Below are 21,328 nucleotides of genomic sequence, written 5' to 3'. Positions count from 1 at the left end.
TTACCCCGCGGTATACAGATCAACTAATACATGTGGAGGGATCCCACCGGGGTGGCGCACGGCATGACTTCTCACGCGTTCTAAACAGCGATCAAGAGCCTTATCGTCGGCAGCTTTCACGCCTGATTCTTCGAGAAAATGTTTGATAATGGCGCGACCGGAATGTTTACCCACGACCAGACGTCGTTCTCCTCCCACCGTAGCTGGGTCGAAGGGTTCAAAAGTACTGCTGTCTTTGAGCATACCATTTGCGTGAATGCCCGATTCATGTGCAAAAACGTTATCGCCTACGATCGGCTGCCATGGACTGATTTTTTGATGGCTGTACCTGGCGACCGTTTCACTCAACGCGATTAATTTTGTTAAATCGAGCCCTAAATCAACCCCGTGGAAAAAGTGCAATGCCATAGCAACTTGTGCCAGGTCTGGCATTCCAGCCCTTTCACCAATGCCATTGACGCAGACATGAAAGTAGCGTGCTCCTGCTTCAATGCCTGCCAGCGTGTTAGCAACTGCAAAACCAAAATCATTGTGGCAATGGCACTGCAAATCGATGTTGACGTTCTTATTTAACAAAGAGACTTTTTCTTTGTATTGTGCAGGAGAAAGAATACCAATCGTGTCAGAGAGGCGAAGACGATCGGCTCCAGCCTCAGCAACTACCTGTGCATACTCCTGTAAGAATCCAATATCTGTTCGGCCTATATCTTCTGCGCTGATAGAAACAAACATCCCTTTGTCTTTGGCAAACTTAACTAAATCTGAAGCCGTCTTTACAAGCCAGGACTTATCTTTCTTAACGCTTTTCTCTAAATGGATAGCTGAAGTCGGTAGCCCGATATGCACCGCTTTGAATCCAAGTGAGATACTGTACTCAATGTCTTCAAGCACGCCTCGGTTCCACGCGATGATGTTAATTTCATTTTTTCTCTCTAACATTTCCGACAGAGCCTTTACTTCATCACCCTTCATCGCAGGTATTCCGGCTTCGATCCATTTAACGCCCATATTTGCAAGTAGATAAAAAATTTCTACTTTTTGCTCTGGTGTAAATGCAACACCTGGCGCCTGCTCACCATCACGTAAAGTGGTATCTTCAAGAATCAGATTTTTATTAAGCATTTTATATTTCCTCGCAATACATTATTGATTAAACAATTTATTAGTAGGTCTTTTAAGCCCCAGTTTTTCTCTTAATGTTCCAGTAGAATATGATTTTTTATACCATCCTCTTGCCTGAATAAGTGGAATGACATGATCGAAAAGATTAATAAGAGATTCAGGCATGAGAGGAGGCATAATGTTGAAACCATCACATGCTTCATTTTCAACCCACTTAATCATCTCATCTGCTAAATCTTGATAGGAACCTGTAAATGTATAATGTCCTCTTGAAATGATTATTTTTTCATAAAGTTGCTTGATAGATAGTTTTTCTTTTCGAGCTAAATCGATAATAATTTTTTGTCTACTCTGATTACCATTAGATTTCGGTAAATCTGGTAATGGTCCTTCAGGATCATTGTTTTTTAAATCAACCCCACCCAGTAAATCTGATAACATACTTAAGCCAAATGATTGAGGGATCAGTGCGTTGAGATCATTAAGCTTTTTACGGGCTTTAGATTCGTCACTTGCAATATAAAAGCTTAATCCGGGAAGAATAAGAAGTTCACTCTTTGACCTTCCGTATTTTTCCATTCGCCCTTTAAGATCATCATAGAATTTTTTTGCATCTTCAATATTGTTTTGTGCAGTAAAAACAATATCTGCTGTTTTTGCAGCTAACTCTTTTCCTTCCTCAGAGGAACCCGCCTGGACGATGACGGGATAGCCCTGAGGAGGGCGAGCTATGTTTAATGGGCCTTTTACATTAAAATATTCACCCTCAAAATTTATTTCCCGGTATTTATCCTTAACGAAGAATTGTCCACTGGTTTTATTCCTTACTAAAGCATTGTCTTCCCAGCTGTCCCACAAACCACTGATAACCTGCCATGCTTCCCAGGCCATATCATAACGCTTTGAATGTTCTGGATGAGCGGCAAGGCCAAAGTTTTTAGCCGCATCCGACTTTGAGGATGTCACCAGATTCCACCCTGCCCTTCCTTTGCTAATGTAATCCAGCGAAGCAAATTCCCTCGCAATGTTGTAAGGGTGTTTGTACGTCGTTGAAGCCGTCGCAACCAGCCCAATATTTTGTGTTTGAGATGCTAAATACGATAATAATGATAATGGCTCCAGTACAGATACCCTGCTGCCATAACCGTCCATATTGTCCTGAAATACAGAAGGCGTATCTGCAAGAAAAAGTAAATCAGCTAATCCTTTCTCACATACTCTTGCAAGATTGGCATACGTATCAATATCAAGCGCTGCCGCTGCATTTACGCCACTTTCGCGCCATGAAGCAGGATGATGTCCTGTTCCATACGATATATAGGCACCTATTATCATCTCTTTTTTTTTCATGGTCATTCTCTTTAAGGAATCAGTGAAATAATTTCCTTTACACTCATGCAAGATTTTTCTATCTCTGCCGTCCTGCCATATCTCAATATTTCTTTTGAAACATTTTCCATTGCTTTATAAGCAGCCCTGAGCATATGGTTTGCATAAATGATCACGTTAAAACCCGCTTCACTGAGTTCTCTGTTGCTGGTTGCAGAATAAGTAGTAGGAACACAAATTAATGGTACTGATGGATATTTTTCCCGAAATTTCGTACTGAATAAGAAAACCTCATCCGGAGTCTTCTTACAACTATGAATCATAATTCCGTCTGCCCCGGCTTCGACGTATGCGTCGGCACGTTCGAGTGCATGTTCTACGTCGAACCCTGCAATAAGACTTTCAAGTCTGGCTATGATCATAAAATCATCAATATAAACTGCAGATTTTCCTCTTTTAATCTTCTCTGAAAAATCATTAATATCTGCGAGAGTCTGTTCTACTTCAGTGCCGAACAAAGAATTTTTCTTTAATCCTGTTTTATCTTCGATGATGACGCCATTTACACCGTTGTTAATCATTCTTTTTACGTAATAACTAAAATGTTCTGGTTTTCCCCCCGTATCAGCATCCATGATGATGGGCATGTCTGTCACATTTCGGATATCAGCAATATTTTCTAACCTGCTGCTTAATGCCAGTGTTTCGTTATCGGGAATACCGCGAGATGCTGAGTCCGTTAACGAGCTTGACCATATACCGTCAAATTTGACAATACGGCCTTCTGAATTAGTTTGTTCTGCTTTAGACGCAATTAATGCGGAGAGCGGATTATGGGCCTCAATAAAAATCAGAGTACCCTTTTCTGCAATAAGTTTTTTGATCATATAAACACCTTTGATGCGTAAAGATGAGAAATTAAGACGCTCTTATAGAGTGCCTGCCTAAACGCTTTACATTTCCGTGGTGATAAAATGATCAATAAAAAATTTTTGAAAAAAGTCGTTCGTTTATTCAATACGCCTTTAAATTCTGGCTATCTGGTTTGGAGTATTTCGACACTGAAAATGCTTCAACATTAGTAATGTTAAACACTAACCGTGATTTATCACTGCCGTCACGCTTATGTCTGTGAACTATCTTATAGCTATCGCCCGACAATCTTATCAACTTAATTTATATTTCAATTTGTTAATCAAAGTGTAATCTTTTGTCAGTTTTGCAAAAAAACCCTTAAAACCAACACTTTACATTGTTAAACTTTAATTAAAATTAAATTTAATGGCGGCAATTCGATATTAAACATTAGAAAAAAGCAATCTTTTACACTTAGGATAGTCACCACAAAAAACATGTAACAGATGAAACTTATTCATGTTTTTAACTCTATGTATTTTCTGATGTAACTTTTAGTACGAAACAATTTGTTTCTTTTGTTAATAAACTTTGTTTTAATTTGTTTATACTCAAGCGTTCTCCGTGTGCCGCCACTTCCAAGTAAATGAGATTTATCTTATATCCGAGGTTAATTATCTTATCTCAAGCTCCACGATAATGACTTTTGGAAAATTGCTTAAGGCGGGGGATAAATTGATCTTACACGCCTCACTTTGACTGTTACTGAATCCCCTGTTTTCATCTTGGGTGATAAGATCCGCATTTTGGGACAGATAACGTTGGTGGCATTATTCGTTCATGGCATAACCGTTGAAAGCAGCCGAGTGAGTACGATCCTTCCATTCAGTACCGTGATATGTTTCCGGGTTTTTTCTTCGCTCAGCATAAATTCCCTTTCTGACGTTCTTCTTTATAGGTGTTGGGGCCGATATATAATAAATGGCCTGCCAGTTAGGTTTATCTCCCCAAGACTTAATCACCAGTATGTCTCTCTGAATATAAAGTTCATACAGCGGTCACTCAGCCTGGACCAGATTGCGCTCCGCACGCTTTACAGAACGCTCTCGACGTTCTACGGTTTGTATGTCCGTATCTCTCTCTGAATCCAGTAAGTTGATTTTACTATGCAAATTCTTCATAAACACTCCAGAGGCTTACCGGGCATAGTAAATTAGGTCGCGTTAATAAAGGGCTCAACGTAATGAATGTGTGCATGCTCTTCGCAGCACACATTCATAGTCAGCATTCTCCTTCATGGTTCTGAAGCACCGTACAATCCGGTGCCAGCTGACAGCTCTACTCCTCTTCAATGCGTGTCCCCGTATGAATCTGACTGAAAAGACGCTTCGTCCAGGCATCAGTGACTAGCTTAAGATCGGATGTGATATACATCGATTTAATAAAGCTCCTTTCCTTGTGGCGGAGCTACCAGCTATATCAGACGTGCGGCTAACCTCAATCGTCAGCCTGTTATTTCCCGCCCAGTTTCTGGACATGCAGTAATAGTTGCCGGGCTCTGCTGACCAGATGGTGCCCTCTAAAACGGCCGAGGCTGAGCAGTCTGTATTCTTTTGGCCGCTGTTATGCGCGGCCGCTACACCCGCGTCATAGACGAAGCCAAACTTTTCCTTCAGATGCACCAGCGTATTGATCGGTACGAAAAGTGGGCCGTAAGCATCGTCGACCTGAAGATGCCACGCGGGTTCCCCCATGGCATCGTTAAATGCTTCAGTCCATAACGCGATATTTCGATCGTTCAAATCGAATACATGTCTGTAATCAGTGTGGACATCCCTTTTATGAATTAACATTCGAAATTATTTTTTCGGTTAAGAAGTTATTTTCAACAGCATTTCCGGCCATCTGGTGCGTAACATGCAATGCCACTGCCGGGAGAAAATTTCCAATTGCATCAGGGCAGGGCGCGGGCAGAATCTCTCAAAGGGACGCCTTTTAGCAGGTTGCGATTAAGTCAGCCCCACACCTTCAGGTAGCCCCTGAGTCTGACCCCAGGTAAGATGCAACCACAACTCGATTTCCCTCCGCTAACGAAACTCGAACACCTTCGACCAGTACTCTCTCACGCGCTGATGTATGAGCTCGACGGTAGGCTGCCAGAGGGGACAGATGAAAGGTGATGCATTTTCTGCGGCTCAGCATACAGAGCTTCTTGAGCAGCGGAGGAGTCCGTCAGTCAAATGATCTGAGCAGAAACAGCGTGGAGGCGGTAAACCGCCAATTAAGCGTGAATGAAGGTAATATGATGGACATTTCGTAAGACTTTGACGAGTCAGTTTCAGCCCTGGCACAATTAAAATTATTTTTGTGCTTTATCTTGTTTCCTACGTAACAAGAGGCTTAGCTTCACTAATCGGTTTTTTCATCAATATAAGAAACAGGAAAAACAGGTATAGAACGCACGCACCTCAATAAGCTAACCAAATCTTTCTGGATTAATATTATTATCAGTTTTTTATTGCTTTTAATTTTTCATCGGGTTCATTATTTTAGCTATATGATTAGCCCGTCCTTTGCACAAATAGATAACCCCCTTACCAAATCAAACCACTCCTCAAAATTAACATATAAGCTATAAAAAACAGTGTAGTGATACTCAGACAGCTTAAATAAATATGTATTTTACATGGACTAACAATTAAAAATTGAAATATATTTCAATAAATTAGTCAGCTTAGCAATAGCCTGCTCATTAACTGTAAAACTTCCTTATGCTTTTTGAGCAATTTACACTATTTCTTAGCTTCGTATGCCCGTCTTTTCTCGATCATTCTTATATAGAAATCATGAAATTCTTTATATTGGCTTTCTCTGATTTCTTTAGGAAGCATTTCACGAGATTTTGACCAGGCATCCAATTCCGACTTGCATTTTATGTATGCGTCGTCAACGATTTTTTGGCTGGAATTTTTGTGTTTATGAAAGGAATCGTATTGTCATTGAGGCATTCCACTTCGGGTGTCATAAAACCGGGAGTATCTGAGAATGCCAACGCAGGATATAAGATGCCTAAAAATAATGTACGTTTCATCATACAGCTTCCTGTTGCTGTTTAGCCTGCTTGGTTATCCAGGGAATAATTCGCTTCTGCGGTATCTCATCAGCTCGCACACGGCGAAGCTGCGTGTTGTGCAAGGCAATGACGAAATGCGCCTCTGTGCCATCCCCGCCCATATGCTTTCAGCATCACATAGTGAAAATGCCGACCATCGAAACCGTAAACCAGAACATTACGATCGCGTAAATCAACCTTACCCCAACAACATCACAGCGTTAAAGCCCTCAAACGCAAAAACCCCCGCCGAAGCGAGGGTTTCAAATTTGTGGTGCCCGAACCCGGAATCGAACCAGGGACACGGGGATTTTCAATCCCCTGCTCTACCGACTGAGCTATTCGGGCAACGGGGCGCATTAAACCTTAAGCAGGCCCCAGCGTCAAACGCTTTTCACAAAAATGAAATCAACTGACGGGTTTTCCATCAACAGGAAGGGGAACGGGCGAAAATTTAACAATCCGCCCAATCAACCGCCGGATTTTCGCGCTGCAGAACGCCCTCTGGCAGGCTATTTTTCGCTGCAATTTTGCTTTAACTGCGATTTATCGGCCCTCTTTTTACCAACCGTTTTTTTGCCATAAATCCGTCATCTGCGCTCATTACTCTAAGATTATTCCTGGACAATCAAGAGCCGCATCATGCAGTTACCCGCCTCTGCGAATACTGTGGTTTCCGCCTCAAGCCGTTATGACGCGCGGGTGTTATGCATTGAGGTCCCTTTCGTCAGTCCGGAGACAGATAACCGTGCCGTCATGGCACTCTTTGCCGAACACAAAGATCTGATCGGGTTGCCCGTGGTGGAAAACGGCAAGCCGTTCGGCATGATCAACCGCCACATCTTTTTGTCGCAGATGGCGCGCCCTTTCTTTCCCGAACTCTATGACCGCAAGAGCTGCATTGCCTTTATGGATAAGTTCCCGCTGGTGATTGACGTGGAAAATACGCTGGAAAGCGTTGCGCAGCAGGTCGTGGCCAACGGGGATAAGTCCGTCGCCGATGGGTTTATCCTGACGGAGAACGGGCACTATATCGGCATTGGCTTGGGGATCGATCTGATTCGCCGCGTCTCCGATTTGCAGGCGCGCCAGCATCAGCAAATTTTACAAAGCATTGATTACGCGCGAGTCATTCAGGACGCGATGCTGGATCGTTCCAACCAGCTGATTGCCTCCCTGCTCGACGACTGGTGTTTGTACTGGCAGCCCCGAGACGGCGTGGGCGGCGATTACTACGCTTTTCACCGCCATGACAATGGCTGGCTGGCGGTCATCGCCGACTGTACGGGCCACGGAATTCCAGGCGCTTTTATGACGGTGATTTTGCAGTCTGCGCTGGAAAACGCGCTGCGCGAGGCCGATCTGCAGGCACCTGCCAGCATCCTGCATGCCCTTAATCACCATATTAAACAAACCCTGGGCCAGCTGAACGCCTCCCAGCAAACCTCACTCTCTAACGATGGCTGCGATGCCATCGTGATGTCAGTTGATACCGGACTGCATCAGCTGCGCTGGGCCAGCGCCCGAACCCAGGCATTTATGCTCAGCAACATCAGCAATGAAATTATCTCGCTCAGTCAGGATCGCGTCGGCGTCGGCTATACCGATACGCCGGAAGACTATCACTGGCCTGAACAGAGCCTGGCGTTTAATCCGGGCGACATGCTGTTTGTCCTCACGGATGGCGTCACCGATCAACCGGGTGGCGAACGGAATATCATGTTTGGCAATAAGCGTATTCAGTCTCTGCTGATGCGCTATCAGCATTTGCCTATGGCGGAGTTATCGCTGGCGTTTCAGCAAGACTATTTAAGCTGGCAAGGTAATCAGGCGCGACGCGATGACGTCACCTGGTTTGGCTTTCGCTATTGACTGCACCGGGAAGAAAATGAAAAACGAGTCACTACGGGGTCTGCCCTTTAATACCGAATCGCAGTCCGGCCTTATTGCATTGCAGTATACCGGCTTTTTTTCACCGCAGAACATCACGGCGATGGGCGAAGTGGTCAAACTGTTTCTGGAGAATCACGAGCGGTCGCAAAAAGTCAGGCGGCGGCTGTTCTCCAGCTTTGTCGAGATTGCGCAAAACATTCTGCGTTACTCGCAGGACAGCCGGGCGCTGAGCCACAACGATCAGCTGTATCGCTTTGGTTCATTGAGCCTGCGTTACGATGACGGTCGCTACTATCTGGAAAGCGCAAACCTGGTCGGCAGCGACGCCACTCATCAACTGCGCGGGGATCTGGATTCGCTCCGCGTGATGAATGCGGATGAAATTAAACAAGCTTACCGAAACCGGTTACGCGCTGAGAGTCCGGTCTGGAGCAAAGGCGCCAATATCGGCTTGCTTACCCTGGCGCGCGACGTCAGTGAACCGCTGGAGTATTGTTTCCAGCCACTGGAGGCCAGCGAGCTCTCTGCCTTTTGGCTTAAGGCCACTATCTGCCATGACTGAAGAAGCCCCTATGCAAATCATTCAACTTACCGCCACTGAATGTACGCCCGCCGTAGAGTTTGACTTTGCGGCCCACCGATTCTCCCTGCGGGGAGAATCCTGGCCAGAGAATGCCGCCGCCTTTTACCGTCCGCTGCAAAGCGCGCTGGAAAGCTGGCAGCCTCAGGCCAGCCAAGCGGCAGAGGTGAATATCGACCTGAGCTATTTCAACAGCTCAAGCACCAAGATGCTGTTTGGGCTGTTTGATCAGTTCAACAGGCTCGCGCAGAGCGGCTGCACGATCGTACTGAACTGGTTTTACGATGCCGAAGATGACGTGTCAGAAGAGTTTGGCGAAGAGCTGTCTCTGGATTTCACCGCGTTAACCGTGAAGCTGCATGCGGAACAGCGCCAATGACGCACCTCAATGAGCTGTTTCTGGAAGAAACCCAGGCACTCAATCAGGCCAGCCATGTCGCGGCGCAGCATAGCCTGCAGGCTGAAGAGTATCGGCAGGCGCTGCTACAGCTCAACGGGCACTACCAGCGGCTGATGCGTGAAACCTATCGGTTAATCTCACGCAGCGATCGGGCAGAGCGTGAGCTGAACCGGGTAAATGAGCAACTGAACGAGCTGGCAACGGAACTGGAGTACAAAGCCACGCACGATCCCCTGACGGATGTCTGGAACCGCAGCGCCATTATTCAACGCATCAGCGATACGCTGGACCAGGCGCCGGCGGCCTTAATCATTCTTGATATCGACTTCTTTAAACGCATCAATGATGAATACGGTCATCCCGTCGGGGATAAGGTGATTTGCGAACTGGTACAACGTATTCAGCGTAATACGCCTGCCATCGCCAGCATCGGTCGAATCGGCGGTGAAGAGTTCACCATCATGCTGCCCAATACCTGGCTGGGCGATGCGGTTATCGTCGCCGGAGCCATTCTCGCCTCGCTGAACGCCTCGCCGTTAAATGCGCTGCCAGAGCGGCTGGTCACGGCCAGCCTCGGCGTCAGCTGGGGCGCAGCAGGCACCCGGTTCGAAACGCTTTACACCCAGGCAGATGCCGCGCTGTACGATGCCAAAAAGCACGGGCGTAACCGGGTATTCTTCCGCTAGCCTGCCTGATGCTGTGCCACCTCAACGGGCGGCGGGGTGGTCGGCGGCAGGAAGATATGGTCAAGCAGCTTGCGCATCACCGGCGCGGCAACCACGCCTTCACTTCCGCCGTTTTCCAGAATCAACGCCACCGCAACTTTGGGGGCGCTGAAGGGCGCGAAGGCGGTATAAAACGTATGATCGCGCAGCCGTACCGGAATCATTTTGGCGTTGTAGGTCTGGTTTTCTTTCAGACTGAACACCTGAGATGTCCCACTTTTCGCTGCAATGCCGTAAGGCGCGGTATGGAAATATTTATAGCCCGTGCCGTTCGGTGCGTTGGCCATGCCAAACATAGCGTGGCGCACTAATGACCAGTAGGGAGAATTCGGATCGCCAATCTGCGCCTGTGGCAGCTTAGGCTGATAGAGCTGAACCCGGGTGCCGAGCTGGGATTTTTCCAGTAAGTGCGGCGTAATCACCCGTCCATTATTAATCAAGGTTACCAGCGCCTTCACCATCTGAATCGGGGTCGCAATCCAGTAGCCCTGACCGATCCCCACCGACACCGTGTCCCCCTGATACCAGGGCTTTTTATGGACTTTCATTTTCCAGTCGCGGCTGGGTAGCAGGCCACTGTACTCTTCGTTCAGGTCGATGCCTGTGGAGCGGCCGTAACCAAATTTGCTGAGCATGGTGTGAATGCGATCGATGCCCATCATAAAGGCCACCTGATAGAAGAAGGTATCTGCAGACTCTTCGATCGCTTTGGTGACATCGAGCGTGCCGTGGCCGCTTTTTTTCCAGTCACGGTAGCGACGGTCGGTGCCCGGCAGCGTCCATGTTGGGCCGCCAAAAAAGGTGGTTTGCGGCGTAATCACATGGGTTAACAGGGCAGACATCGCCATATAGGGTTTGACGGTGGAGGCCGGGGGATACAGGCCCTGGGTGACACGGTTAATCAGCGGCAGGTTTTTATCCTGCAGCAGCGTCTTGTAGGCTTTATAGCTGATGCCCTTCACAAAAGGGTTGGGATCGTAGCTGGGGCTGGAAACCATCGCCAGTACGGATCCGTCATGGGGATCTTCCACCAGCAATGCGGCACGCTGTCCGGCCAGCAGGCTTTCCGCATACTGTTGCAGATGCAGGTCCAGCGTCAGGGTGATGTTCTTGCCTGCTACCGGCGGCACTTCTTTCAGCACCCGGACAATGCGGCCATGGTTATCCACTTCCACTTCCTGATAGCCCGGCTTACCATGCAGCAGGGATTCGTAATAGCCTTCAATCCCCTGCTTACCGATGTTGTGGTCAGCCGCGTAGTTTTCAGCAATGCCTTCGGCATTCAGCCGCTTATAGTCGTTATCATTGATTTTAGAGACGTAGCCGACAACATGCGCCAGATCGGCCCCATAGGGATATTCCCTGTCCTGATAGGTATCAATGCTGACGCCGGTAAACCGGAACTGGTTGACTGAAAAGCGCGCCACCTCTTCGTCGGTAAGTTCCTCTTTGAGGATAACCGGTTTGTAGCGGCTGTTCTGCCGGAGATCGTGCTGAAAACGCGTAATGTCGTCCGGTGTCAGATCGATAAGCGGCGTGAGCTGGCGCAGCACGTCCTTCATATCGTCCACTTTATACGGGGTGATAGTGATGTCGTACCAGGTCACATTGCGCACCAGCGGAATCCCGTTACGGTCGAAAATCAGCCCGCGCGTGGGCGCGATAGGGATCATTTTGATATCGTTTTGGTTTGAGCGCGTCTGGTAGTAGCTGTGATCGCGTACCTGCAGGCGATACAGGTTTAAACCCAGGATGGTGAAGCAGATGCAGACCAGCACAAATGCCATGGCGGCACGGCGTACAAACAACTTCTCTTCAGCGTCGAAATTTCGAAAATTCATCAGGCAGGTATTTTCAGTCTGGCATGTTGTTATTTATTGTTCGGCTTCATGATAGTGGCATAAGCGGTCCTTGCCAGTAGCAAGATGCACAAGTCTGATGAAAAGTGTGTCATTTGATGAGAATGTTGCGAAATGAGCGGGAAGCGTAAATCTTCTGACGCGCTCACCCGGCAACGTCGCGCTGCCGGGTGAGCAAGAGCATCAATGAGCGTGGAGATTAATCGCCCAGCAGCACAGATTCCAGCGCAATCTTAATCATGTCATTAAAGGTTGTCTGGCGCTCTGCGGCAGTCGTCTGCTCATGGGTACGGATATGATCGGACACGGTGCAGATCGTCAGCGCTTTCGCCCCAAATTCAGCAGCCACGCCGTAAATGCCGGCGGCTTCCATTTCCACACCGAGAATGCCGTACTTCTCCATTACGTCAAACATCTGCGGATCGGGCGTGTAGAACAGGTCGGCAGAGAAGATATTCCCTACGCGCGCGTCAACACCCAGATTTTTGGCCGCATCGACAGCGTTGCGCACCATATCGAAATCCGCAATCGCGGCAAAATCGTGATCCTTGAAACGCATACGATTCACTTTGGAATCGGTCGATGCGCCCATGCCGATCACGATATCACGCAGTTTCACGTCGGGACGCACGGCACCACAGGAACCCACGCGGATGATTTTCTTCACGCCGAACTCGGTGATCAGCTCTTTGGCGTAAATGGAGCAGGAGGGAATGCCCATGCCGTGGCCCATAACGGAGATTTTGCGGCCTTTATAAGTGCCGGTATAGCCCAGCATGCCGCGCACGTTGTTCACCTCAACGGCATCTTCCAGAAAGGTTTCTGCAATGTGCTTCGCACGCAGCGGATCGCCCGGCATCAGTACGACGTCTGCGAAATCACCCATTTCTGCATTAATGTGAGGAGTTGCCATAATTCTCTATCCTTTTTAAAAATTTCGCTGTTTTTACAGCATGTTCTTGCCGTAGTCCATGGGGGACAGGTCAAAATAGTGTGCGATCGTCTGGCCGATATCGGCAAAGGTGTCGCGATAGCCCAGCGATCCCGGCTCAACCTTCGGTCCGTAAATCAGGATCGGAATATGCTCGCGTGTGTGTTCCGTGCCTTCCCAGCTCGGGTCACAGCCGTGGTCGGCGGTGAGGATCAAAATATCATCCTCTTTGACCAGTTCCATGAGCTCTGGCAAACGGCGGTCAAACAGCTCCAGGCCGCCCGCATAACCCGCAACGTCGCGGCGATGGCCCCAGGTGGAATCGAAGTCGACAAAGTTGGTGAACACAATCGCTTGATCCGGCGCAGTTTTCATTTCCTGAATGGTCGCATCAAACAGCGCGTCCAGACCGGTGGCTTTCACTTTTTTAGTGATGCCCTGCTCAGCATAGATATCGGCAATTTTACCAACCGAAATCACATGACCGCCCTTCTCGTCCACCAGCTTCTTCAGCATGGTCGGCGATGGCGGCTCAACGGCCAGATCGTGACGGTTGCCGGTGCGCTCGAAGCTGCCTGCTTTGTCGCCCACAAACGGCCGGGCAATCACGCGACCAATGTTGTAGCCGCCTTCGGTCAGCTCTTCACGCGCAATTTCACAAAGTTCATACAGCCGCTCCAGCCCGAAGGTTTCTTCGTGGCAGGCGATCTGGAATACGGAGTCCGCCGAGGTGTAGAAAATCGGCTTGCCAGAGCGCATGTGCTCTTCGCCCAACTGGTCGAGGATTACCGTACCGGATGAGTGGCAGTTGCCGAGATAGCCGGGTAAACCGGCGCGTTCCACCAGTTTGTCCAGCAGCGCCTGCGGGAAGCTGTTCTGCTTATCGCTGAAGTATCCCCAGTCAAACAGAACAGGCACGCCGGCGATTTCCCAGTGGCCAGACGGCGTATCTTTGCCCGATGAAAGCTCACTGGCGTAAGCATAGGCGCCCGTGATCTTCGCCTCAGGATCCAGCCCCGCAGGAAAACGACCAGTAGACAGCTCAGCCGCTTTGCCCAGGCCCAGCGCGGTCAGATTAGGTAAGTGCAGCGGCCCTTTACGGCCCTTATCCGCCTGACCGTTAAAGCAGGCTTCTGCGATATGACCTAACGTATCTGAACCTGCATCACCGAATTTATCGGCATCTTTGCTGGCGCCGATTCCAAACGAATCCAGCACCATAATAAAAGCACGTTTCATGCCAGTCTCCTGCGCCAAAAGCGCGCGACAAGTCAAAAAAAAGCGATCAGATCAGTATACCTGAATCCGGGACGGTATAAAGGGGTTCCCTGCGTCAGCCTGCCTCAGTGACGCGGCGATACACGACAGGCGTGGCTGCCGGGGCGCGTTCACCCAAGGTAATCGCGGCTTTTACGGCGGCAGCGGCCTGTTGCCAGTGCGCTTCGCTGCTGGCATGGATGACCGCCAGCGGACGTGAAGCATCCACCTGCTCGCCCAGGGTGATCATGTCGCTCAGGCCCACGCTGTAATCGATGGCATCGCTGGCGCGCTGGCGTCCACCGCCCATCGCTACCACCGCCATGCCCAGCGCGCGGGTATCCATATGGGTAACACAGCCTGCCCGGTCGGCATAAACCGCTTTGCTCATCGTTGGCGCAGGTAAATAGCTGTCGTAGCGCTCAACAAAATCGCTCGGGCCCTTCTGCGCCGCCACCATGCGGGCAAACACCTCTGCGGCCTTGCCGTTATCCAGCACCGTCATGAGTTTTTCGCGTGCCTCAGCCTCATTTTCTGCCAGTTTGCCGGAGATCAGCATTTCGCTGCACAGCGCCAGCGTCACTTCCAGCAGGCGCGGGTTACGCTGCGCACCGGTCAGGAAGCGCACTGCTTCGCGCACTTCCAGCGCGTTACCGGCCGTGGAGGCCAGCACCTGGTTCATATCCGTTAACAGCGCCGTGGTGCGACAGCCCGCGCCGTTGGCGACGCCAACAATGGCCTGCGCCAGGTTTTCAGAGGCTTCATACGTGGGCATAAATGCCCCGGAGCCGACTTTGACATCCATCACCAGCGCATCCAGCCCTTCGGCCAGCTTTTTCGCCAGAATCGAGGCGGTGATCAGCGGAATCGAATCCACGGTGGCCGTGATGTCGCGCGTGGCGTAAAAGCGTTTGTCCGCCGGAGCCAGGGAGTTGGTTTGGCCAATAATTGCCACGCCAACCTGCTTTATGGTCTGGCGAAAGTGGTCTTCACTTGGGAAAATGTCAAACCCGGGAATCGCTTCCAGCTTGTCCAGGGTGCCGCCGGTGTGCCCCAGCCCGCGACCTGAGATCATCGGGATATAGCCGCCACAGGCGGCCACCATTGGCCCCAGCATCAGCGAGGTGACATCGCCGACGCCGCCGGTGGAGTGCTTATCGACCACCGGCCCGTTCAGGTTCAGGGATTTCCAGTTCAGCACGGTGCCTGAGTCACGCATCGCCATCGTCAGGGCAACCCGCTCCGGCAGCGACATATCGTGAAAATAAATGGTCATTGCCAGCGCGGCAATTTGTCCTTCCGAAACGCTGTTATCACGCACGCCGTTAATGAAGAAACGAATCTCGTCTTCACTCAGCGCGTGGCCGTCACGTTTTTTTCGAATGATTTCTTGTGCGAGGTACAAAGTCGCCCCCTTACGTCAGGGAAAGAGGAGAAAAGGCGGCAAGATGCCGCCCGGAGATATCAGTAGCCTGACTGACGGGTATCGCTGCTGTGTCCAAGGGTGTTCAGCAGGTTTGCCAGCAGGCTGGAAGCGCCAAAACGGAAGTGGCGTGCGTCAGCCCAGTCGGCACCCAGCGTATCTTCAGCCAGTTGCAGATAGATGGCGGCATCTTCAGCGGTACGCACGCCGCCAGCCGGTTTAAAGCCAACCTGCGCTTTCACACCTTTATCGCGGATCACGCTCATCATGATCTGCGCCACTTCGGGCGTTGCATTCACGGGCACTTTACCGGTTGAGGTTTTGATAAAGTCCGCTCCGGCATCAATGGCAATTTCAGAGGCCTGACGGATCAGCGCTTCCTGCTTCAGCTCACCGGTTTCAATAATCACTTTCAGCAGTACATCCGCTTCCGCACAGGCTGTTTTGCAGGCTTTAACCAGATCAAAGCCCACCTGAGTATTGCCAGCCATCAGCGCGCGATAAGGGAAAACCACGTCCACTTCGTCAGCACCGTAGGCGATAGCGGCACGGGTTTCAGCCAGTGCGATCTCGATGTCGTCATTGCCGTGGGGGAAATTGGTGACGGTGGCAATACGCACGTCCGGCGTGCCCTGCTCACGCAGCGTTTTGCGAGCAATGGGAATAAAACGCGGATAAATGCAGATGGCGGCGGTATTGCCCAACGGGGATTTCGCCTGGTGACAGAGTGCGATCACTTTCTCATCGGTGTCATCTTCATTCAGGGTGGTTAAATCCATCAGTTTCAGCGCGCGCAGGGCCTGCTGTTTGATATCAGTCATAACAATCTCCAGGACAAGGGGTGAATTATTATCCACCCGTATGTGATAATAATAACAATTTGGAGCCGGTGAATATGTGCCATTCGTCACATCGAAATATGAAACAACTGCAATATTTCAAATTAAAGTTGATTCAGTCACGAAATCAGGCGAAGTGAAGCCCGTATAAGCCCACGACGGGAATGTTACTATTATAACATTTTGTGAGAAAAAGGGTAAACGGGCGACATCAGGAAAGGCGAAAAAGTCTGTGGCTGTTGCGCCATAGCGCATCGGCAATGACCTCTGGCGCTTCTTCACGCAGCTCACACAGCACCTGCCACACCTGAAAAGCGCGCTCTGGTCGATTGGGCTGGCCCTGAAAACCGTTCAGCGGCATATCGGGGGCATCCGTTTCCAGCAACAAGGATGAAAGCGGTAACTGTGCGATGGTCTGTCGGGTTTTACTGGCGCGCGGATAGGTAATGGTGCCGCCCACGCCAATCGCATAGCCAAGTTTGATAAAAGCCTGGGCCTGCTGCAGGCTACCGGCAAAACCATGAACCACGCCACGGCGCGAGAGATCGTGACGGCGCAGATGCAGCGCCAGCTGATCGTGCGTTCGACGCGAGTGCAGGATCACCGGCAGATCATAACGTTTAGCCAGCTTCAGCTGCGCATCCAGAAAATGTTTCTGCTTGTCGAACTGCGGATCGTCCCGATAAAGATCCAGGCCGATCTCACCTAACGCTACCAGCTTAGCGGGCGGCTTTATCAACCGGGCTTCCAGCTCGCTAAGATGCGATTCCTGATGATGTTCAATAACAATCGGGTGCAGCCCCAGCGCAGCATAAAGGGCGGGATGCGCGTGAGCCAGCTGGCAGACCGTTGCAAAGCGTCCCGCGTCTACCGAGGGCACGATAATTTTTTCAACGCCGGACTGGGCGGCCCGGGCAAGACTTTCCGCCGCCTGCCCGACGAAGGGCGGAAAATCAAAGTGGCAATGGGTATCCACAAACCTCATGCCAGCGAGCCTTCATTCCAGGCGTCGTCATTGCCCGCCAGCGGCGTAACGATCGCCCCACTGTTGGGTTCATTCGCCACCGGCGCGGCAGGCGTAACGATATCCAGCCCCGTTTGCGGCTCGGCATCGCTCAGCCACTGGCCCAGCGTGGCCATAAAATAGCGGCCACAGCGGCGTCCCAGGTGGTAATCCTGGTTAAGCGAGGCGATCCGGCTGCCTAACGCGTTACTGGCCAGCACGCGCGGTGGGAAAATTTCAATGATGCGTAAATCCCCTGGCGGTGACTCGATAAACTGCTGCGTTTCCCGATAGGTCTGCTCATGATGATGCAGGATAGTGAGCATCGGCTGCAGCGCACCGCCGCTGAACCAGCGTTCCATACGCGTTATCCAGCGTGGCGTATCGAACATCTGAGAGGGCACGGTACGGATCACCACGATCGTATCTGCGCCACGTTTGGCCGCCTCACGCACAGGAATGGCATCACTGACGCCACCGTCCAGATAGCTGATGCCTTCCAGATCCACCCCCAAGCGATAAAAGCCCGGAATGGCGCTGGATGCCTTAATGATTTCCAGCCAGTTATCACTGGTGGGCGCAAAATAACTGGGCGCATAGTCATCACTGCGGCAGGCACACATATAGAATTCGCGCCCGCTGGAAAACAGGGTTTCGGCACTGCTCATCGCCAGGGGGAATTCGCTTCGGGTGATGTCGATTAACCAGTCGAGATCGATAAGATTGCCGCCGCGTAAGAAACGCAGCGGATCGAAAAACTGCTTGCTGGTCGTATAGCGGGTGATCACCCGGCGCGCGTAGCCCGGCTGCGCGCAGACAAAGGCAGACAGATTCTGTGCCCCGGCAGACGTGCCAAGCAAAAGCTGGAAAGGGTTGAATTTAGCCCGCTGAAACTCATCTAATACGCCGGCGGTGAAGATGCCGCGTTGACCGCCACCCTCGCACACTAAGGCGATTTTCCTGGCTTTAAAAGGTGTGAGAGCAAGGGGTTCAATCGCCCCAAGCGTCACGGGAATACGTATACCCAATGTACCGACCTCAGATTGGGTTCCCGATAGGCAAATGTAGGGAATGCAGGGATTAGAATTGTGAAAGGATACTAGCACGGAGAACCAGCTACGTTGTCCATAAATTGTGCTATTGGCGTTGCGCCGTTTAACACATCGTTGCGAATATGAAGCATCCTTTGCCTCACAATAACATTCGCACAAATAACTGGTCTCCGTTTGATGCTGACTACGCCAGCATCAAACAGTCTGGGTCATCGCTATAGCTTTTTACGGCCAGTGAACAAGCTGATGAGGAACAGAATAATACCCACCACGAATACGACTTTAGCTGCCCAGGCTGCGGTACCGGCAAGGCCACCAAAACCTAATGCAGCAGCGATCAGTGCGATCACCAGAAAAATAATGCCCCAACGAAACATAAGCCTCTCCTTAACCATTTTAATATTGAACTGCTTGTTTCATCCCACGATGGGTATTTTTATCAGTGCGGCTTCCAAAAGAAGCCGCACCGGGTCGTGTTAAGACTTGACCTTCAGGTCATTTTTAACACTTTTTACGCCTTCGATAGCTTTAGCGATGCTTTCGGCACGGTCAGACTGTGCCTGATTCGCCACTTCACCTGAAAGCTGAACCACACCGTCGGTGGTTTCCACTTTCACGTTACGTGAAGGAACCATGTCATCTGCTAATAGCTTAGCTTTAATTTCGCTGGTTGTGGCAGCGTCACCGGCATAACCTTTCATTGACTGTTTTTTCGCGTCTTTCACGTGCAGCTTGTCGCTGACTGATTTAACGCCTTCAACTTTTTTCACCACGGCCACGGCTTTCTCAGCCTGATCTTGTGAGGTCACAAAGCCGCTCAGGGTAACAACGCCCTGATGGGTTTTGACAGAAATGTCGGTGCTTTTGATGGAGTCGTCATCAACTAGGGCCGCTTTTGCTTTAGCCGTCACGGCGCTGTCATCCATAAAGCCGCCCACTTTCTTCATTGAGCTGTCAATTTTTGCACCGGCGCTGTCAGCCGTTTGTGAGGCTTTCTGAGACGCGGATTCCTCTGCAAATGCGCTTCCGCTCAGCAGAGCAGTACCGATCATCGCAGCCATCAATGTTTTAGTAATCTTAGTTGTGTGCATCGATATCATCCTTCTATCTGTTAACTCGCCCAAAACTGTGGGCGCAAGAGCAGCAAACAGTGCTGCTGCGGCACTGGACGCGGGGAGAATAAGTCTCTTAAACCGTCCGATGAAGTAATCATAGTCGGGATTTAGGGTTTTGCTCGGGTAACTGGTTGATCGTGCGTCAAAAGAGAGGAAAAGGCGCGTTTTAGGAGGGTTCTGTATCCGTTGAAACAGGGCCATTCCGTGCTGGAATGGCCCTGAAAGCACGAATTAGTGCTCGCGGGTTTTACGGAATGTCACATCAGGATAGCGTTCCTGAGTAATATTCAGATTCACCATGGTGGGAGCGATATAAGTCAGGTTATCACCGCCATCCAGCGCGAGGTTCACCTCATTTTTACGCTGGAAATCTTCGAACTTTTTGGCATCGCTGCACTCGACCCAACGTGCCGTAGAAACGTTAATCGCCTCATAGATGGCTTCAACGTTGTATTCGCTTTTCAGACGCGCGACGACCACGTCAAACTGCAGGACACCAACTGCTCCCACAATCAGGTCGTTATTGTGAACCGGACGGAACACCTGAACCGCGCCCTCTTCCGACAGCTGGACCAGCCCTTTCAGCAGTTGCTTTTGCTTCAGCGGATCGCGCAGGCGAATACGGCGGAACAGTTCTGGCGCGAAGTTCGGAATACCGGTGAACTTCATGTTCTCACCCTGGGTAAAGGTGTCGCCGATCTGAATCGTGCCGTGGTTGTGCAAGCCGATGATATCGCCCGGATAGGCTTCTTCTACGTGCGAACGGTCGCCCGCCATAAAGGTTAACGCATCAGAAATCACGACGTCTTTGCCAGTGCGCACCTGGCGCAGCTTCATGCCTTTTTCATAACGGCCTGATACCACGCGCATAAACGCCACGCGGTCACGGTGCTTGGGATCCATGTTAGCCTGAATCTTGAACACGAAACCGGTAAATTTCTCTTCTTTTGCCTCAACCTGGCGGGTATCGGTCTGGCGCGGCATGGGGCGCGGCGCCCACTCCACCAGGCCATCCAGCATATGATCAACGCCAAAGTTACCCAGCGCAGTACCAAAGAACACCGGAGAGAGCTGACCGCTAAGGAAAGCCTCTTTTTCGAATTCGTGCGAGGCGCCCTGCACCAGTTCCAGCTCTTCACGCAGCTGTGCGGCCAGCTCTTCGCCGACGGCCGCGTCGAGGTCCGGGTTATTCAGGCCTTTAACGATGCGCACTTCCTGGATGGTGTGCCCTTTACCGGTCTGATAGAGATAAGTTTCATCGTTATAAAGGTGATAAACCCCTTTAAACAACTTACCGCAGCCTATTGGCCAGGTGATGGGCGCACAGGCGATTTTTAACTCGCTTTCCACTTCATCCAGCAGTTCCATCGGATCGCGGATGTCACGGTCGAGTTTGTTCATAAAGGTCAGGATCGGCGTATCGCGCAGGCGCGTCACTTCCATCAGCTTACGGGTACGATCTTCAACGCCTTTCGCTGCGTCGATCACCATCAGGCAGCAGTCAACGGCGGTCAGCGTACGATAGGTATCTTCAGAGAAGTCTTCGTGCCCCGGCGTATCCAGCAGGTTTACCAGGCTGTCACGATAGGGAAACTGCATAACTGACGTCGTGATTGAAATACCACGCTGCTTTTCCATCTCCATCCAGTCAGACTTCGCATGCTGGTTGGAGCCGCGGCCTTTTACCGTACCGGCGGTCTGGATCGCCTGTCCGAACAGCAGGACTTTTTCGGTAATTGTGGTTTTACCGGCATCCGGGTGCGAGATAATCGCGAAGGTGCGGCGGCGTGCCACCTCTTCTAAAAAGGGATTAGACATGAGTGAATTCTTCTC

At 50.5% G+C, this 21,328-nt stretch carries 18 protein-coding genes and 1 tRNA gene; 4 read left to right on the top strand and 15 right to left on the bottom strand.

The window, feature by feature from the left end; translation table 11 throughout:
- From DFO57_RS11030 to DFO57_RS11005, 5 genes are all read right to left on the bottom strand, one after another.
- Window positions 1–1,122: a hypothetical protein gene (locus DFO57_RS11030; protein ID WP_013027159.1), complete on the bottom strand. Its 1,122-nt coding sequence runs from the start codon at window positions 1,120–1,122 to the stop codon at window positions 1–3.
- A gap of 21 nt (window positions 1,123–1,143) precedes the next feature.
- Window positions 1,144–2,472, bottom strand: coding sequence for an LLM class flavin-dependent oxidoreductase (locus tag DFO57_RS11025; RefSeq protein ID WP_014605074.1), 1,329 nt, complete (start codon window positions 2,470–2,472; stop codon window positions 1,144–1,146).
- Between the two features lie 11 nt (window positions 2,473–2,483).
- Window positions 2,484–3,338, bottom strand: coding sequence for a phosphoenolpyruvate mutase (gene aepX / locus DFO57_RS11020; protein ID WP_110015346.1), 855 nt, complete (start codon window positions 3,336–3,338; stop codon window positions 2,484–2,486).
- 2,900 nt (window positions 3,339–6,238) lie between these two features.
- Complete coding sequence (locus DFO57_RS22880) at window positions 6,239–6,400, bottom strand: hypothetical protein (protein WP_227022900.1); 162 nt, start codon at window positions 6,398–6,400, stop codon at window positions 6,239–6,241.
- A gap of 290 nt (window positions 6,401–6,690) precedes the next feature.
- Window positions 6,691–6,766: transfer RNA gene (locus DFO57_RS11005), tRNA-Phe, on the bottom strand.
- A gap of 294 nt (window positions 6,767–7,060) precedes the next feature.
- Here DFO57_RS11005 and DFO57_RS11000 point away from each other — a divergent pair.
- The 4 genes from DFO57_RS11000 to DFO57_RS10985 are packed head-to-tail and all read left to right on the top strand — an operon-like array spanning window position 7,061 to window position 9,977.
- The gene (locus tag DFO57_RS11000; RefSeq protein WP_105080655.1) at window positions 7,061–8,290 is read left to right on the top strand and encodes a SpoIIE family protein phosphatase; all 1,230 of its coding nucleotides are present in this window, start codon (window positions 7,061–7,063) and stop codon (window positions 8,288–8,290) included.
- Window positions 8,291–8,306: 16 nt separating this feature from the next.
- Window positions 8,307–8,873 carry a SiaB family protein kinase gene (locus DFO57_RS10995; protein ID WP_014605071.1) on the top strand — a complete coding sequence of 189 codons (567 nt, stop codon included), beginning with the start codon at window positions 8,307–8,309 and terminating at the stop codon, window positions 8,871–8,873.
- Window positions 8,874–8,883: 10 nt separating this feature from the next.
- Window positions 8,884–9,270, top strand: coding sequence for a DUF1987 domain-containing protein (locus tag DFO57_RS10990; protein WP_202945045.1), 387 nt, complete (start codon window positions 8,884–8,886; stop codon window positions 9,268–9,270).
- Window positions 9,267–9,977 carry a GGDEF domain-containing protein gene (locus tag DFO57_RS10985; protein WP_013027166.1) on the top strand — a complete coding sequence of 237 codons (711 nt, stop codon included), beginning with the start codon at window positions 9,267–9,269 and terminating at the stop codon, window positions 9,975–9,977. The genes DFO57_RS10990 and DFO57_RS10985 overlap by 4 nt, the downstream gene beginning before the upstream one ends.
- Here the strand turns inward: DFO57_RS10985 and mrdA are convergent.
- The 10 genes from mrdA to prfC all read right to left on the bottom strand — a co-directional run bounded on the left by mrdA (window position 9,974) and on the right by prfC (window position 21,313).
- On the bottom strand, window positions 9,974–11,857 hold the full coding sequence (gene mrdA, locus DFO57_RS10980) for a penicillin-binding protein 2 (RefSeq protein WP_015699534.1): 1,884 nt from the start codon (window positions 11,855–11,857) through the stop codon (window positions 9,974–9,976). The genes DFO57_RS10985 and mrdA overlap by 4 nt on opposite strands.
- 217 nt (window positions 11,858–12,074) lie before the next feature.
- Complete coding sequence (gene deoD, locus DFO57_RS10975) at window positions 12,075–12,788, bottom strand: purine-nucleoside phosphorylase (protein ID WP_014594584.1); 714 nt, start codon at window positions 12,786–12,788, stop codon at window positions 12,075–12,077.
- Window positions 12,789–12,821: 33 nt separating this feature from the next.
- Window positions 12,822–14,045, bottom strand: a complete 1,224-nt coding sequence (gene deoB / locus DFO57_RS10970; protein ID WP_019104810.1) for a phosphopentomutase — start codon at window positions 14,043–14,045, stop codon at window positions 12,822–12,824.
- A gap of 94 nt (window positions 14,046–14,139) precedes the next feature.
- A complete protein-coding gene (gene deoA / locus DFO57_RS10965; RefSeq protein WP_110015345.1) occupies window positions 14,140–15,468 on the bottom strand; it encodes a thymidine phosphorylase in 1,329 nt (442 codons plus the stop codon).
- Between the two features lie 59 nt (window positions 15,469–15,527).
- Window positions 15,528–16,307, bottom strand: a complete 780-nt coding sequence (gene deoC / locus DFO57_RS10960) for a deoxyribose-phosphate aldolase (protein ID WP_015699530.1) — start codon at window positions 16,305–16,307, stop codon at window positions 15,528–15,530.
- Between the two features lie 229 nt (window positions 16,308–16,536).
- Complete coding sequence (locus DFO57_RS10955) at window positions 16,537–17,310, bottom strand: TatD family hydrolase (protein WP_110015344.1); 774 nt, start codon at window positions 17,308–17,310, stop codon at window positions 16,537–16,539.
- Window positions 17,307–18,356, bottom strand: coding sequence for a patatin family protein (locus DFO57_RS10950; protein WP_014605064.1), 1,050 nt, complete (start codon window positions 18,354–18,356; stop codon window positions 17,307–17,309). Before DFO57_RS10950 ends, DFO57_RS10955 begins: the two co-directional genes overlap by 4 nt.
- Window positions 18,357–18,595: 239 nt before the next feature.
- Complete coding sequence (locus DFO57_RS10945; protein WP_003848537.1) at window positions 18,596–18,757, bottom strand: DUF1328 domain-containing protein; 162 nt, start codon at window positions 18,755–18,757, stop codon at window positions 18,596–18,598.
- Window positions 18,758–18,856: 99 nt separating this feature from the next.
- The gene (gene osmY / locus DFO57_RS10940) at window positions 18,857–19,471 is read right to left on the bottom strand and encodes a molecular chaperone OsmY (protein ID WP_014605063.1); all 615 of its coding nucleotides are present in this window, start codon (window positions 19,469–19,471) and stop codon (window positions 18,857–18,859) included.
- A 255-nt stretch (window positions 19,472–19,726) separates the two neighbouring features.
- Entirely contained in the window at window positions 19,727–21,313 is a 1,587-nt protein-coding gene (prfC, locus tag DFO57_RS10935) for a peptide chain release factor 3 (RefSeq protein WP_014594591.1), read from the bottom strand.
- Window positions 21,314–21,328 lie beyond the last annotated feature (15 nt).

Origin of the sequence: Pantoea sp. AG702, assembly GCF_003182295.1 — a bacterium.
GTDB classification, from domain to species: domain Bacteria; phylum Pseudomonadota; class Gammaproteobacteria; order Enterobacterales; family Enterobacteriaceae; genus Pantoea; species Pantoea ananatis.
This window is presented reverse-complemented; position numbering and strand designations above follow the sequence as displayed.